Below are 14,273 nucleotides of genomic sequence, written 5' to 3'. Positions count from 1 at the left end.
CGGAATCACGTTTGATATACTAACAAAATAATCCGATCGGTTAACTCAGGATTTTTTGCCTGTGCCCGGATAATATCCAATGACCCAGCACACCGGAAAAAGGGGGGGGGAAGACTCGGCATGCGATTATCCGGGTTTCTGGATTTTTTGGAAGATTTCCCGCAGCCAGCCAGCCTCGTTTCCCTCATGGACGAAGTCATTTTCGTCAATTCGGCCGGACTCTCGTTTTTCGGATTCGAACCGGATTTGGTAAACGGTCAGACGGTGAGCGCTGTGTTCGGAGAACAGTTGGGCAGATTTATGCAAGAAAACAGGCCCGCCCGGAGTAGCCAGAAAGCCGGAACGTTTATTGAAGCAGTTTCGGTCCGCTCCCCTTCCCAAGAAGTATCCCGGATGGTCGATGTCAGCTGTACGCCGTTGCGCCCGGAAGATGTAGACCGGTGCCTGGTCTTGACTTTTTCCGAAGCTGGCAAGACAGTGAACGAAATCGCCCGGACCGTGGCGGAATCTCGGTATCGCGCGACTTGGAATGATTTTTCCGGAAGTATCATCCTGGCCGAGCGTAATGTCCATATTCTACAAACCCTCATCGAGAACCTCCCGGACCTGGTGTACATCAAAGACCGGCAAAGCCGTTTCATCACGTCTAATCGGGTGCACCTGAACGTGCTGGGATTGACCGGTCCGGAAGAGGTCCTGGGAAGGACCGATTATGACTTTTTCCCTCCGGCAACCGCCCGCGAATTTTACGAAGACGAACAACGAGTGATGGAGAATGGGACTCCCTTGGTCAACAAGGAAGAAGTGATCCGGAACGGAAAAACCGGGGAAATGCACTGGTTTCTCTCGACTAAGGTTCCTCTCCGGGATGCGGCTGACAACATCGTGGGCCTGGTGGGGATCAGCCGGGACATTACCGAACGGAAAAAGGCGGAAGACGTCCTTCTCAAGCACCGGGATTTTGAAAAAATGGTCCTGATGCTGGCAACCATTTTCATTAACCTCCCCCTCGAAAGGGTCGACGAGGGGATTGAAAAATTGCTCTGCGCCATCGGTGAATTTCAAGAAGTCGACCGTTCTTATGTATTCCAGTTTACCGATGAACATTGTCGTATTGTGAACAATACCCATGGATGGTGCCGGGGGGGCGTGACCCCCCAAATCAACCGGTTGAAAAACCTTTCCACGGACCTCTTTCCCTGGGGGATGGGCAAGCTCCAGTCCCGGGAGGTGATCCATATACCGCGCGTGGCCGCCCTTCCTCCCGAAGCGCAGGCGGAAAAGGCCCTTCTTCTGTCCCAGTCCTGCCGGTCAGTGCTGGTGTTTCCGCTGGCTTTACAGGGACACCTGGTTGGGTTCATCGGGTTCGATACGGTCTATGAAGAGAAGGAATGGACGGAGAAGCATATCGTCTTGCTGCAACTGGTTGGAGAAATCCTGTCGAATATCCTTGAAAGAAAACAAATGGACACTCTGCTCTCCAGTGAGCGGAATCTGCTCCAGACCCTGATCGACGCCATACCCGATCAGATCTACAGCAAGGATCTGCAGGGCCACTACGCGATGGCGAACACGGCCTTTCTAGATTTTTTCAATTTCCCCTCGCTGGATGCCCTTAAAGGGAGCACCGATCGGTCTCTCTTGCCTCCCGCCCTGTTTCGGACGCTCCGCAGCGACGATCACCGGTTGCTTGAGGAGGGATTGCCCGCAATCCACCGGGAAATTAAATTGCCCGGTGGAGAGTGGTTTTTGGCCACCAAGGTGTTCCTGAAAGACCAGGCGGGGGAAATTATTGGGCTGGTCGGTGTCAACCGGAACATCAGCGAACAGAAACGGGCCGAAGAACAGGTTAAATACCTACTCTTCCATGACCCGGTGACCCGCCTGTACAACCGGGTGTTTCTGGAGGAAGAATTCCGCCGCCTCAATACCCCTCGCCAGTTTCCTCTTGGGGTGGTGATAGGCAACGTCAACGGGTTGAGGCTGGTCAACGATGTCTTTGGCCACCGGGAAGGCGACCGGCTCCTGGAACGCATCGCCGAAGTGCTCAAAAACACGTGCCGGGAAGAAGACATCATTGCCCGCTGGGGCGGCGACGAGTTTATCATTCTCCTTCCGCAGACGCCCCTGGAGAAAGTGCCCGATATCGTGCACCGGATACGTACGGCCCTTCGGGAAGCCGATCCTGACCCGGTGGCGCTCTCCCTTTCCTTGGGATATGCGGTGAAAAATCACCGAAAAGAGGACTACGCCGATATAATCCGCCTGGCCGAAGACCGGATGTTCGAGAACCGGCTCGCCGAGACGCGCGAAGTCCGTCGGGCTTTCATCGCTTCTCTGGAGCGACTGTTTCAGGAAAAAACTCAGGAGAACGAAGCGCACGCCCTCCGAATGCGGACTCTGGCCCGAAAGATGGGGCAAGCCGCCGCTCTATCCGAAGAAGAGATCGGTCAACTGGATATGCTCGCTCGGTTCCACGACTTGGGGACCGTGGCGGTTTCCCGGCACATTCTCGGCAAGGCCGAAACACTTTCCAGCCAAGAATGGGAGGAGGTTCGCAGACATCCCGAGATCGGGTACCGGATCGCCCGCGTCTCGTCGGAACTGGCGCCAATCGCCGAAGCGATCTTGGCCCACCATGAGCGCTGGGACGGAGACGGGTACCCTTATGGTCGCAAGGCGGAGGAAATCCCGGTTCTTTCCAGGATCATCGCTATCCTCGATACCTTTGACGCCATGACCAGTGGGCGCTCGTACAAGCCGCCGGCATCTCTTTAGGAAGTACTACGGGAACTGGAACAGGGAGCGGGCCGGCAGTTCGATCCCAACTTTCTAAAGGTATTTTATAAAATTATGGAGAACTTCGACGAATAATTCGGGATCAGAGGAAACGTTCCAGCTATTCGGTGGTAGATGAACTTGCAGTGGTGAGGAACAAAGCGGTAAAAATACTTTCCCCTGGTCGTTCCCCTTACACCGTGGCTGTTGATAAGGAGGTGGCCCCAATGCGTAAAATGGTCGGGTTGGTGGTGAGTATCACCCTTGTGCTGGTCTATAGTATTCCGGGTCGCGCTTTCATACCGGTCCTGGAACGCCCGGCGGGTGACTATGTGGCCATATTGTCCGGAGAAGAGGCTGTCCCTCCCCAGGAAACGCCCGCCACCGGCCGGGTCACATTCTGGTTTGCCGAGGATTACTCAGCGCTTTTCTATCGGCTGGAGGTGTATGACATAACCGATGTCCTGATGGTTCACTTGCGTCAGGGACGGCCGGGTCGCTGGGGGCCGGTTCTGGCTTGGCTTTTCCCCGCCGCCCCGCCGCCGGCGCCCCTGCGCTATCCGGGCCGGTTCAGCGGAGTGCTGGTTGAGCGTGCGCTCACCGCCCAGGAGCTAGTCGGACCGTTCGCCGGTCGGACGCTTCAGGACGTCCGGGAGGAGATGGACCTGGGACGTGCCTTCGTCCAGGTCGATACTCTGATCCGGCAAATCGGAGAGATCCGGGGTCAGGTCCAGCCGGTTTGGGTTTGGCCGGAGGAAGAGAAGTCCGAACCTGTTGAGGGACGGTAAAATCCGGAGGAGTGTGGAGATATGAAAACAGTTGCTGACCGGCTCAAGGCCAGGGGGATTGTGCTCCCGGTAGTACCGGCCCCGGTGGGGGCGTACCGCCCGGCGGTCATCGCCGGTCCTTTCGTGTTTACTTCCGGACAACTGCCGCTCGTCGACGGAAGGCTCCTTATCCAGGGCCAGGTGGGCCGGGATTGCACGATCGAGGAGGCGGCCCGCGCCGCCCGGGTGTGTGTCCTCAACGGTCTCAGCGTCCTCCATTTAGTAATCGGTGATTTGGAATTGATCGAACAGATCGTTAAGGTTACTGGCTACGTCGCTTCCGCCGAAGATTTCCACGAACATTCACAAGTGCTCAACGGAGCTTCCGATCTCCTGGTGGACCTCTTTGGTGAAGCGGGGAAACATGCCCGCTCCGCGGTAGGAGTCGCTTCCTTACCGCTCTGCGCACCGGTGGAGATCGAACTCTTGGTCACAGTGAACCATATTTCTCTCGTCCGCTGAAAAAAACCTGTCCGCCGGGCGCGTTTTACCAGCCAGCCACCAGCCTGGACTAAGGCTTGGAAGGGTAGTCCGCGTTGCGGTTGCTGTGGTAAGATAAACTGGTTGTGCGAGGCGATCCCAGCCCGATCCACCTGCTCTGTCCGGTGTATTTCTGGTAACGGTGGGTTGGATACCCGGAAAGATGGTGAGTAGCGGTGTGGCCTAAATTGTTTAATCATAAAGAAGATCTCCAGCCCTGGCAGAAAAAAAAGATCCAGGAAGAGGAAGAAGAAATACGTAACCAACCATTGCTGGTAGTAGGAGGAACCGGTCGAACCGGCCGTTTGCTGGTTCGGAAGCTCTCTGCCCGGGGATACTCGATCCGCCTCCTGACCAGGAACCCGAAGAAAGCCCAAATGTATTTTAAAAAAACCTTTCCGGCGTTCTCTGGCAATCTCAATAATGTCGATACGCTGATTAAAGCAGTCCGGGGGGTCCGGGCGGTGCTCTGCACCGCCGGAAGCCCTCATTACGGAGGCCCGGACGGTCCGAAATACGTTGATTACCTCGGGGTAGCGAATCTTGTGGAAGTCTCCCGGGAGTTCCAGGTCGGACATTTCGTGCTCGTTTCCTCGCTTGGCGTCACGAAGCCTTTTCACTCCCTGAACCTTTTCGGAAAAGTGTTGAAATGGAAGCGGAAGGGCGAAGAGGCGCTTCTTGCCAGCGGTCTCTCCTACACCATCGTCCGGCCCGGGGGTTTGCTCGATGACCAGGGCGGGTTTTCGGAATTGGTCTTCAGTCAGGGAGACCGGGTCGACGGGATGATCAGCCGGGAAGATGTCGCCGAGGTCTGTATCCAGTCGTTGTGGCAACCGGGTGCGCGCAATATCACCTTTGAAGTGGTCGGAACCGACGAACCCCGGGTATCGGACTGGGAAACTCTGTTCGGCTCGCTCGCGGAAGACGCCCCGCAGTAATGGAATAATAGAAAATTGATTCTACTGCCATAAGTAATTTTGCTGCAAAAGAACGAAGGAAGCCTGGGCCTGAGCTGCCTAAACCAGCCGCCGAAATCACCGCATTTTCGAAGTAAAAAGGCCAAGGATGGCCTTTTCAGCATCACTGCAACCAGACGTGGTCATTGATGCGTGCAAGAAAATGCCAGATGAGGCGTTGCTAAGGGCAACGGGGCCTCGCTGAAATGAGTTTTTGCAGCAAAATCAAGAGTGTCTTCAGCAATCTATGTTCAGGATATCTCCTCTGCGGGGTCTTCATCCTCATCTCCCTCCCCGGCCCAGGGCGGAGGACCGGGGGGATTGCCGTTATTGATGGCCCAGCCGCTGACTGCGGCGGGGATATCGCTGTTGGGGCTGAGATTATGATGAGCCAGTATGTGTTGGACAAGCGCATCGACTTTATCCCTGATAGCGGCGCTTATATTGATATCTATCTCATTAAGAATCGCGTTACGTATGTCTCTGGCTAATTCAGCTACCGCAGCGCCCAGATTTTCATCGTACTCATAATCTTCACCATGTTCGTCGTCAACTTTGTCCTCGACTTCTTCAACTTCCTCCATAGTTCTCAGTGTGATCAAGGCCAGGGCCGTCGAATTAGCGTCGATGATCCCGATGTCGATTTGCACGCCGCCATCAACTTCGGCGATGAAGTGCATTATCGCGACGTTTCCCTTGTAAACCGTGATCAGGTAGGGGCCACCCTCCGGCACCAGCACCGTGAAGCTGCCGTCTGTTCCGGTTGTGGTGACGGCGATGGTTTGTCCGGTGGCAGGATCGGTGATTTTCACTTCCGCTCCGGCAAAGAACTCATCAGAGTTTGGACTGGTCGATCGTACCAGGGGGGATGACGGAACGACGGCTACCCCCCGGATCTGGCTGTAGCGAGCTAAAGTTAGCTGATTTCCCCCGGGTTGACAACCCGTGGTAAAAACAACCATGGTGATAAGCGCCAATGTGAGGACAAACAATGTACGCATCGGATAAGCCTCCCATCGATAGATTTGAAGTCGATGCTTAACCTACATATATATAGTATATCGGCAATCACCGCGGAATCTTTACACTGTATTGGCCGGTTTCTTTTAAGCTTTTTCCATTTTTCTTACCCGGGTTGGTACGTTCCGTATTTCTGCACGGTCTCCCACATGGCCAGGACGTTTTCCACCTTCACCCGGTGGTGGAGGCTGTTGCTGGAAGCCAGAACATACCGGCCGCCGGGCATCATCCGCTCCAGAGTTTCCCGGACTTCCTGCACTAATTGGGCGACCGGGTAGTCGGTGAGGGGGTGGGCACAATTAACCCCCCCCATAACGGTAAGGTGTGGGTAATGGTGCTTGGCGGCCAGGATGTCCATCCCCGCTGCGGCATCGAAGGGATGTAGGGCGTTGATCCCGGTATTTACGATATCGGAGAGGATGGCGTTGATATTGCCGCAACAGTGCTTGAAGCAATAGGCTCCCTTGGTCTTGACTGCCCCGACCACTTCCCGTAACCCGGGAATGATGAATTGACGGAAAGTCTGGGGCGAAAGCAAGGTGGTTGCCGTGCTGCCGTAATCGTCACCCAGGATGATAAAGTCGGCTCCCAGGTCGATAGCCCGCTCGGCGATAGCGATGTTGTGGTCTACCGAAATCCGGACCAGCCTTTCCACCAGTTCGGGATGCTCGATGGTGTCCATGCAGAAATTTTCCATACCGCGCAGGTAATACGGGTAATTCAAGGCATCGTGGAGATGCATGCCGACCAGTTTTTTCCCCTTGAACCGCCGGAGGAGGGTCTGGAGCTGTTCGTAACGTTTTGGCGAAAAGGGGTCCGGAGGACGGTAGGAATTGATATCTTTCGGCTCCTTGATCGGCCCGCCGACCGGAATGGAGACCGTCTCCTCTCCGTATTGCCGGACGATTCCCCATTCGTTGACATAGATCCCCCGGGTGGCATCAATCGGTTTTTCCTCGTACAGCTTGGAGGGGGTGCCGGTCAGGACGAAGTCCAGACCCACCGCTTCATAGAAATCCATATAATCATTTTTGCCGGTGACCCGCTCGATGACGCTTTGGTCGACCAGCAGTTCGAAGGTCGGTACCCGGTCCGGAATTTCTCCCTCGAGGGTGGCGACCGCTCGTTCGTAAGAATTCATCATGGCTCTTTCCTTTCGTTGCGAACTTCTCGCAACAAGCCGCTTATGATGCTCCGTATTTCAGGAACGCGTACGGTATCCAGATGGAGTAAAAAAGATTACCGACAAAGAACCCGATCAGAGGGACCAGCGTAAGGATGAATCCTACCAGCACCAGGAGAAAGACCGCCAGGAAGTTCCCCTCGTTGAACAGGAACCGGAAGGAAAACCGGAGGGACCGATCGAAGGTATGGCCGGTTACCGCTGCTTCCGGGACGGTCATCAGGAACAGGGCGGCCAGGAAGAGCCCCGGGACGATGAAAAACAGGGTTCCGATGGAGATCACGACTGCGACGATCAGATAAGTGACCCACAGGTTACTTATCTGTCTGGACAGGGCTGCCCAGCCGTATGACAAGTTCGGTTTGTTTCCCACCCGGAGGTCCTGGATCAAATAGGTCGTCCAGCCTATAGCGAAAAGGTTCACCAGGGAGCCGATGAGCGAGGCCACGATAACGGGCCAGCCCCACCCGGTCAGAAACAACCCGCGAAACCCCAGACTGAGAACCAGACCGATTATGCTAGCCAGAAGCGACGGAATCAGGATCACCGGGGCCTGCCCCAGCATGGTAAACGGAGTTTGGAATGAATCGGCGAGATGCATCCTGGTCATAGTTTTCCCTCCCTATCATGATTTTATATAATTCTCTTCCTAAAGTATTGTAGTCTAATGGTTTTCCCGCTGACAACTGGAAGGGGTCGGTTTATAAAAAATGTGATATTGTCCTATCGCCGCGTTGGGCATGGGCGAGGCCGGGGACCGGGTGAGCGGGTCAGGAGAAAAAACGTCGGACGGCTTCGACGCAGCAGTCGATATCCGCCGGCGTGATCCAGTAGTGGGTGACCAGGCGAAATACTCCCCGGTCGGGGGGGTTGATCTTGATTCCCGCGGCAAGCAAAAAACGGACCAACTCGCCTGAGGAGAAGGCTGAGTGGTTGACGCGGAAAAAGACCATATTGATGTCCAGGCGATCGCGCAGGATTTCGATCCTCTCGATCCCGCCCAGCCGCTCGGCCAGATGGCGGGCGTTAAGGTGGTCTTCCGCGAGCCGGTCGATCATGGTCTCCAGGCAGACCAGCCCAGCCGCGGCCAGGTATCCGGCCTGGCGCATCCCCCCGCCCAGCATTTTCCGTATTTTACGGGCCCGGTGGATGAATTCTTCCCTACCGGTCAGCAGTGACCCGATGGGGGCGCACAGTCCCTTGGAGAGGCAAAACATGATCGAGTCGGCGTCGCGGGCGAGAACTTCGGCCGGAACACCTAAAGCGACGGCGGCGTTGAAAATTCTCGCGCCGTCCAGGTGGAGAGGAATAGAAAGCGAACGGGCAAAACGGACGACGGCGGCGATGTTTTCCAGGGGGACCACCGCTCCGGAAGAATGGGCGTTTTCCAGGCAGACGAGCCCGGTCCGGGGATAATGTATGTCTTCTATCCGGTGGAGGCGGGCGAGGTCATCAGGCTCTACCCGTCCCCGGTCATCGGGCAGGGTGCGGAGCTGAACCCCGGCCAGGGCCGCCGGCGCGCCGCATTCGTGCTCGACGATATGATTACTTTCCGGGATGAGCACTTCATCGCCCCGCCGGGTGTGGGTGAGGATGGCCAGTTGATTTCCGAAAGTCCCGGAGGGGACAAAGAGGGCGGCCTCCTTGCCCAGCATCGCCGCACTTCTCCGTTCCAGTTCCTGGACGGTCGGGTCATCACCATAAACGTCGTCACCGACCTCGGCGTAGCGCATCGCTTCAAGCATCGCTTCGGTGGGTCGGGTCACCGTATCACTGCGTAGATCGATCCATCGGTTCATAGATTGCACTCCCTCCTTATGCGTAAAGTCGTCTTGACCAAGATACATTAGTGCGTGCATATCCAGCGGTCGTAGAGCCATCCCTCGTAGAGCCATTGATCAGGGTATTGCCGGATCCAGTCACTGATGAGATCGTTACAGATCCGGCCGTAATGGGTGATCTCGGACTTCTCCCCGGGCCGAATCTCCAGGGCCGGAAAAAACACCAGGATGTGTCGGGTCGGATCAGCCCGGTTCCGGGTGATCAAGAGGGGGAGAATCGCCGCTCCGGTGGTCAGGGCCAGCCGCAGGGGACCGATGGCCGTCCGGGCGGGGAAACCCAGAAATGGTACGATGATTCCCTGCGGTCCGCCGTCCTGGTCGTAAAGGATGCCCAGCAGTTCATTTTTCCGCAAACAAAAAAGCGCCGGGCGCAGACCGGCGTCCATCCACAGGGTCCGGATCCCGCATTTTCTCCGGATCCGCTCGATCAGTTCGGTCAGGCGCGGATCGCTCTGGCGGGCTCCGATCACCTTGACCGGGAACCCCCGCTGTCCCAGCCAGGCGGCGGCCATCTCCCAGTTTCCGATATGAGCGGAGAGAAGGATCACGCCCTTACCCCGGGACCGGGCCTGTTCGAGATGGGGTAATCCTTGAATTAAAAGGCGCTTCTCGAAAAAGGCCAGGTCTTTCCCGGAAAAAGCCAGGATTTCGAGGAGACTGATACCCAGGTTTTCGTAGGACCGGCGGATGGTGGTTCTGGCCTCGCTTCTGGATAGACCCAGTATCCGCGCGCACCGGCCCGCGGCTTTTTCCGCCCGCCGCCGGGAAAAAAAATAAAAAACCTCACCGACGACTCTTCCTAAGTGCCGGCGTTGGCGGTCACTCAAGTGAGCGCTGACGAACTGCAGCAGCGTGACCACCCGCCAGATCAGGTTCTTTTCCATACGCTTGCAGAAAGAAAGAAGGATCATTACGCCCTCGCCGGTATAGTTTAAGTTGTCCAGCCATTATACTATGGCTTTAACGAAGCGGCGACTGGATGGAGGTTAAGGGAATTTTACGGGACCATCCTCAAGAAATCTCCCTTCTTGCCGATTAATAAGCTCTGATCGATGGCAATTTAATCCAATCTCTGATCGGGAGGCTTGAATATGGCATATTTTGCGTTGAACCTGAAACTGAAATTACTCGTCTATATTTTGTTACCGGTGGTTGGGGTGGTTATCTTCCTCGTTGTCCTCGGGACGATGGCAAACCGGCGTCTGGCCGAGGACGAAGCGAGAGCGCAAATGGAACTGATAGCGGGAAAATACGCTTTTGAGGCGGAGAATGTGCTGGAAACAGCCATGGATGCCGCCCGGACCCTGGCCCAGGTTTTTGCCGGCTATGATGAGATCCCGGCGGAAGCCCGTCGGAATTCTTTCAATATTATGCTGCGGCAAGTTCTCGAACGAAACGAACAGTTTCTGGGAGTCTGGGCCGGCTGGGAGCCGGACGCTCTCGATGGACGGGATGCCGACTTCCGGGACGCAGAAGGCCATGACCGGACCGGTCGCTTTATCCCCTTCTGGCACCGCACCGCAGAAGGCGAGATCGCCCTCGCGCCTCTGGTCGACTACACAGTCCCCGGGGCGGGTGATTATTATCTCCTGGCCCGCGATTCCGGGAATGAAGTGATCACCGAGCCTTATGAATATCCGATTGGGGACCGGGTGGTTTTTATGGTTTCCCTGGCGGTTCCGGTGAAAGACGACCAGGGCCGGGTGCTGGGCGTGGTCGGGATCGATCTGGATACGGAGTATCTTCAGGACCGCTTTGCCGGGATTCGGCTTTTTGATTCCGGGTTCGGGAGACTGGTATCGGCAGCGGGGACCGTGGTCACTCATCCCCATCCGGATCGGATCGGTGAACCTTGGGGAGAAGCCCGGGATGGATCAGACCGGGAAATCCTGGCGATTATGAAAACCGGCCGCGTGTATACCGGTATCGAATATTCGGAGGATCTCAAACAGTATACCCAGAAAAGCTTTGTACCCTTTTTTGTTGGCGGAAGCGCAACGCCCTGGATGTTCTCGACGATCGTTCCGCGGGGCGAGGTTTTCGCGGAAGCGGACCGGGTTTTCAATAGAACTCTGGTGATTGCGGGCTTCTTGATCTTGACCATCGTCGGGATCGTGCTTATGGTGGCGGCACGCCTGAGCAGGCCTCTGGCAGGCATCACCCGGGTCGTGGAAAAAATGTCCGAAGGCGATTTGAATGTGGCTTTTTTCCAGGTCAAGGGTCGGGACGAGATGGGCATTCTCAACCGGGCCTTCCAGAAAATGGTCGGCAATCTCCGGGAGGTGGTGCAGGGTGTGATCAACAGCGCCTCGACGCTCGCCACCTCCTCAGAAGAACTCTCTTCATCCGTCGAAGAGGTCTCCAGGGCCACCCAGGAAGTGACCAAGACCATCAGCCAGATTGCCGAGGGCTCCAGCCAGCAAAGCCAGGAACTCGACCAGGTGAACCGGCAGGCCGGGGAGATTACCCGGAAATCGGAAACCATGAACGCCATGACTGCCCGCAATCTGGTTTTGATTCAGGAAATGCGCGAGCGTCTTGCGGACAACCTTGGTTCCCTGGCCGAAATCGAGTCGGCCATGAAAACGACCGGGGAACAGGGCCGGACCAGTCGCCGGGAGGCGGAACAAGGTCAGGAACTCCTTAAGGTCCTCACCGGCAACATCCACTCCATCGCCGCGGTGGCCGGAGAAGTATCCCGGGCGGTGGAGACCCTGGATACCCGCTCTCAGGAGATCGGCAAGATCGTGGAGATGATCACCGGGATCGCCGAGCAGACCAACCTCCTGGCTCTCAATGCGGCCATCGAGGCCGCCCGGGCCGGGGAAGCGGGCCGGGGGTTCGCGGTGGTAGCCGAGGAGGTGCGTAAACTCGCCGAGGAATCGGCCCAGGCCGCCCAGCAGATCGCCCGGTTGATCGCCCAGATCCGGGGAGACACCCAACAGGCGGTAGCCAGCATGGACAAGGCCACGCTTCGGGTGGAAGAGGGGGTCAAACACAGCGAGGAGGTGACCCGGAGTTTCGCCAATATTCTGTTCGCCGTTCAGGCGTCCATCACCGGCCTGGCAAGTCTCGCCTCCACTTTTGAGAAGTCCCGGGAAGCCCAGAATCTTCTGATCAAGAGCGCAACAGAGATCGAAGCGTTGTCTGAAGACAATACCAGGCAGGTGACCGAAGTGACCCAGAATATCGCCCAGATCACTGAAAGCATTAGTGCGGTGGCCTCGGTATCCGAAGAAAACGCGGCCGGGAGCGAAGAAGTTTCCGCCTCCACGGAAGAACAGAGCGCTGCGCTCGAGGAGATCACCTCGGCCAGCGAAGCCCTGGCTGAGATGGCTCAGGATCTTCAGAAGCTGATCAATCGATTCAAGGTCTGAAAGGCGGAGCTATGACTGCGGCACCCATCTCGCCGGCGCGGTCGAGCCGCGGATGGGTTTCCGGGTCGGATTTTCGCCTGGTTGCCTGCTTGACCCAACGCTCCGACGCCGGGAGAGCCATGGTTATCCGCTGGGTTGTACCGGGGATTCTGGGAATCGCCGGAGAATACGGACTTCTGGCCAGAGAGCTTTCTGGGGAACGTAGCCGGCTTTAACCCAGGAGAGGTAGCGAAAACAGATTTATAACAGCGGGAGGAGTTCCCCCCGGTTTCCGGGGCGGGACTTCTTCCCGCTGAGGCTCTCGATCGCAATCTCGATTACCGCAGTCCGTTCCAGGGTCTCGGGTGGGTGGCGATACTGTTTCGCCGAATACTGCCGCATCAGGATGTCAAGCGCTCTGGCCTTTTCCCGTTCCTCTTTCAGGAATCGGGCGGTACCGCCTCCGGCCACTGAACGGTACTGGACCGACCAACCGCAGGAGAGTTCCGCCTCGCGTATGGCCGTTTCGATCACCACTTGGAAAAAGACCCGGGGATTTTTGTTCAGGATATGGATTTTTCTTCCCTCCTGAGCAGAGTGGAAATAGAGAAAACCGGGAACGAAGCCGTAGCACACCGTCAGGCAGTAGGGTGTATCTCCTTGGCTCAAGGCCAGGTGGAGCAGGCGGCCTCGGCGGAGGATTTCTTCGATTTCCCGGGGATCATCTATTTCCAGCTCGTGTTTTCTCAGGATGCTTACCTCAGATCCCATCCGACATATTTTTACCTGGGTCTTCGTATACACAGGTCTTTTTCCCGAGTTCTTTATCGTCCGGCCGGCAGACAAGGACTTCTTCATCTTCAGGCTGCCAGGCCGGATCGACGATACACAGGAAAACCAGGGGCTCATCCCCGATGTTGGCCAAAAATTGGATCGCGCCCGGTGGGACGTAGATGGCCTGGTGGGCCTGGATTGGATTAGATTCGCCGGCGATGGTCATTAACCCCCGCCCGGCCAGAATATAGTAGACTTCCGAGGTTTGGAGGCGATGGGGGAGGGAACTCTGTCCAACAGGAAGACTGGCGCGCGCCAGACTGTACCGGATATCGATTCGGTCCCGCTCGGGATGGAGGAGCTCGTAAAGGAACGTCGCGTCTGCGGCCACAATCTCCGGGCAGTGCGCGAGGTCTTTGATCAGCTGGGCACGGGTTATCTGGTCAGGCTTCATTCCAGGCCACCAGGGATACCAGCGGTGTATTTTCCGCTTTCCTGCTCACGAATTTTCTGTCTATTGAGTTCCTGGGGGGCCCGGGCGATGGACAGGGTAGCCTGGGCTGCCACGGCCAGGTCCTGTGGCGAGGGGTCGACCGGGGCCAGCGCCGCCCGCTGGACCTTTTCCATCTTACGGATAGTGGCGGCGGGGTTGCTTTCCTCAGACGTATCGATAGATACTTCCCCCCCGACCACGTACCTCCGGTTGTCCGGGCCCCGCTGGTAGATGTAACGGGCCGCCGCTCCGACATAAAGGCCACCGGCAGTCTGGTGGGCTCGTTCGTGGGCAATGACCCGGTTCTCGATCGCCTTCAGCTTTTGGACCTGGCGGATCAATTCCAGGCAGAGGTCCCGCCTGGAGGGGGTCCTATCGGAAATACCCTCGCCCATCCGCAGGGCTTCCCTCAGCACTCGGTTGCCCGAGCCAGGAAGCGTGGCCGTGTTCCAGGAGGAGGTCTGACGGGTGATCTGCACTGTTGACCATCCATTTCTGCTTTGATTTTGCTGCAAAAACTCACTTCAGCAAGACCCCGTTGCCATCAGCCCCGCCTCATCTGGCA

The 14,273-nt window shown here is 56.8% G+C and carries 14 protein-coding genes; 6 read left to right on the top strand and 8 right to left on the bottom strand.

The genetic code is table 11. The features are described 5' to 3' along the window. Window positions 1-120 precede the first annotated feature (120 nt). The 4 genes from VLH40_01055 (at window position 121) to VLH40_01040 (ending at window position 5,023) form a co-directional block, all read left to right on the top strand. Entirely contained in the window at window positions 121-2,778 is a 2,658-nt protein-coding gene (locus VLH40_01055; protein ID HSV30596.1) for a PAS domain-containing protein, read from the top strand. 227 nt (window positions 2,779-3,005) lie between these two features. Next, window positions 3,006-3,566: a CHRD domain-containing protein gene (locus tag VLH40_01050; protein HSV30595.1), complete on the top strand. Its 561-nt coding sequence runs from the start codon at window positions 3,006-3,008 to the stop codon at window positions 3,564-3,566. Window positions 3,567-3,587: 21 nt separating this feature from the next. Further along, window positions 3,588-4,067, top strand: coding sequence for a RidA family protein (locus tag VLH40_01045; GenBank protein ID HSV30594.1), 480 nt, complete (start codon window positions 3,588-3,590; stop codon window positions 4,065-4,067). A 206-nt stretch (window positions 4,068-4,273) separates the two neighbouring features. After that, the gene (locus tag VLH40_01040; protein HSV30593.1) at window positions 4,274-5,023 is read left to right on the top strand and encodes an SDR family oxidoreductase; all 750 of its coding nucleotides are present in this window, start codon (window positions 4,274-4,276) and stop codon (window positions 5,021-5,023) included. Window positions 5,024-5,292: 269 nt separating this feature from the next. Here VLH40_01040 and VLH40_01035 read toward each other — a convergent pair whose 3' ends face one another. The 5 genes from VLH40_01035 to VLH40_01015 form a co-directional block, all read right to left on the bottom strand. Next, a complete protein-coding gene (locus VLH40_01035; GenBank protein HSV30592.1) occupies window positions 5,293-6,042 on the bottom strand; it encodes a hypothetical protein in 750 nt (249 codons plus the stop codon). A gap of 125 nt (window positions 6,043-6,167) precedes the next feature. Beyond that, complete coding sequence (locus VLH40_01030; protein ID HSV30591.1) at window positions 6,168-7,205, bottom strand: uroporphyrinogen decarboxylase family protein; 1,038 nt, start codon at window positions 7,203-7,205, stop codon at window positions 6,168-6,170. A gap of 40 nt (window positions 7,206-7,245) precedes the next feature. Continuing rightward, complete coding sequence (locus VLH40_01025) at window positions 7,246-7,854, bottom strand: hypothetical protein (protein HSV30590.1); 609 nt, start codon at window positions 7,852-7,854, stop codon at window positions 7,246-7,248. 160 nt (window positions 7,855-8,014) lie between these two features. Then, the gene (gene ltaE, locus VLH40_01020) at window positions 8,015-9,043 is read right to left on the bottom strand and encodes a low-specificity L-threonine aldolase (protein ID HSV30589.1); all 1,029 of its coding nucleotides are present in this window, start codon (window positions 9,041-9,043) and stop codon (window positions 8,015-8,017) included. A gap of 47 nt (window positions 9,044-9,090) precedes the next feature. Further along, a complete protein-coding gene (locus VLH40_01015; protein ID HSV30588.1) occupies window positions 9,091-9,996 on the bottom strand; it encodes a lysophospholipid acyltransferase family protein in 906 nt (301 codons plus the stop codon). 180 nt (window positions 9,997-10,176) lie between these two features. On the opposite strand from VLH40_01015, the gene VLH40_01010 reads away from it, so the two are divergent. Then, window positions 10,177-12,462 carry a methyl-accepting chemotaxis protein gene (locus VLH40_01010; protein HSV30587.1) on the top strand — a complete coding sequence of 762 codons (2,286 nt, stop codon included), beginning with the start codon at window positions 10,177-10,179 and terminating at the stop codon, window positions 12,460-12,462. A gap of 11 nt (window positions 12,463-12,473) precedes the next feature. Further along, the gene (locus tag VLH40_01005; protein ID HSV30586.1) at window positions 12,474-12,677 is read left to right on the top strand and encodes a hypothetical protein; all 204 of its coding nucleotides are present in this window, start codon (window positions 12,474-12,476) and stop codon (window positions 12,675-12,677) included. A gap of 25 nt (window positions 12,678-12,702) precedes the next feature. Here the strand turns inward: VLH40_01005 and VLH40_01000 are convergent, their stop codons facing one another. Genes VLH40_01000 through VLH40_00990 form a run of 3 tightly spaced genes read right to left on the bottom strand, consistent with a single transcriptional unit; the run spans window position 12,703 to window position 14,187 of the window. Beyond that, the gene (locus tag VLH40_01000) at window positions 12,703-13,212 is read right to left on the bottom strand and encodes a pyridoxamine 5'-phosphate oxidase family protein (GenBank protein HSV30585.1); all 510 of its coding nucleotides are present in this window, start codon (window positions 13,210-13,212) and stop codon (window positions 12,703-12,705) included. After that, window positions 13,202-13,669 (bottom strand): cupin domain-containing protein, encoded by a 468-nt coding sequence (locus tag VLH40_00995; protein HSV30584.1) that lies wholly within the window; start codon window positions 13,667-13,669, stop codon window positions 13,202-13,204. The genes VLH40_01000 and VLH40_00995 overlap by 11 nt, the downstream gene beginning before the upstream one ends. Further along, window positions 13,666-14,187 (bottom strand): putative metalloprotease CJM1_0395 family protein, encoded by a 522-nt coding sequence (locus VLH40_00990; protein ID HSV30583.1) that lies wholly within the window; start codon window positions 14,185-14,187, stop codon window positions 13,666-13,668. The genes VLH40_00995 and VLH40_00990 overlap by 4 nt, the downstream gene beginning before the upstream one ends. Between the last annotated feature and the right edge of the window lie 86 nt (window positions 14,188-14,273).

This window comes from Atribacteraceae bacterium, assembly GCA_035477455.1.
Classification (GTDB): domain Bacteria; phylum Atribacterota; class Atribacteria; order Atribacterales; family Atribacteraceae; genus DATIKP01.
Note: the sequence above shows the minus strand (reverse complement) of the source record. Positions and strands in the feature narration are given on the sequence as shown.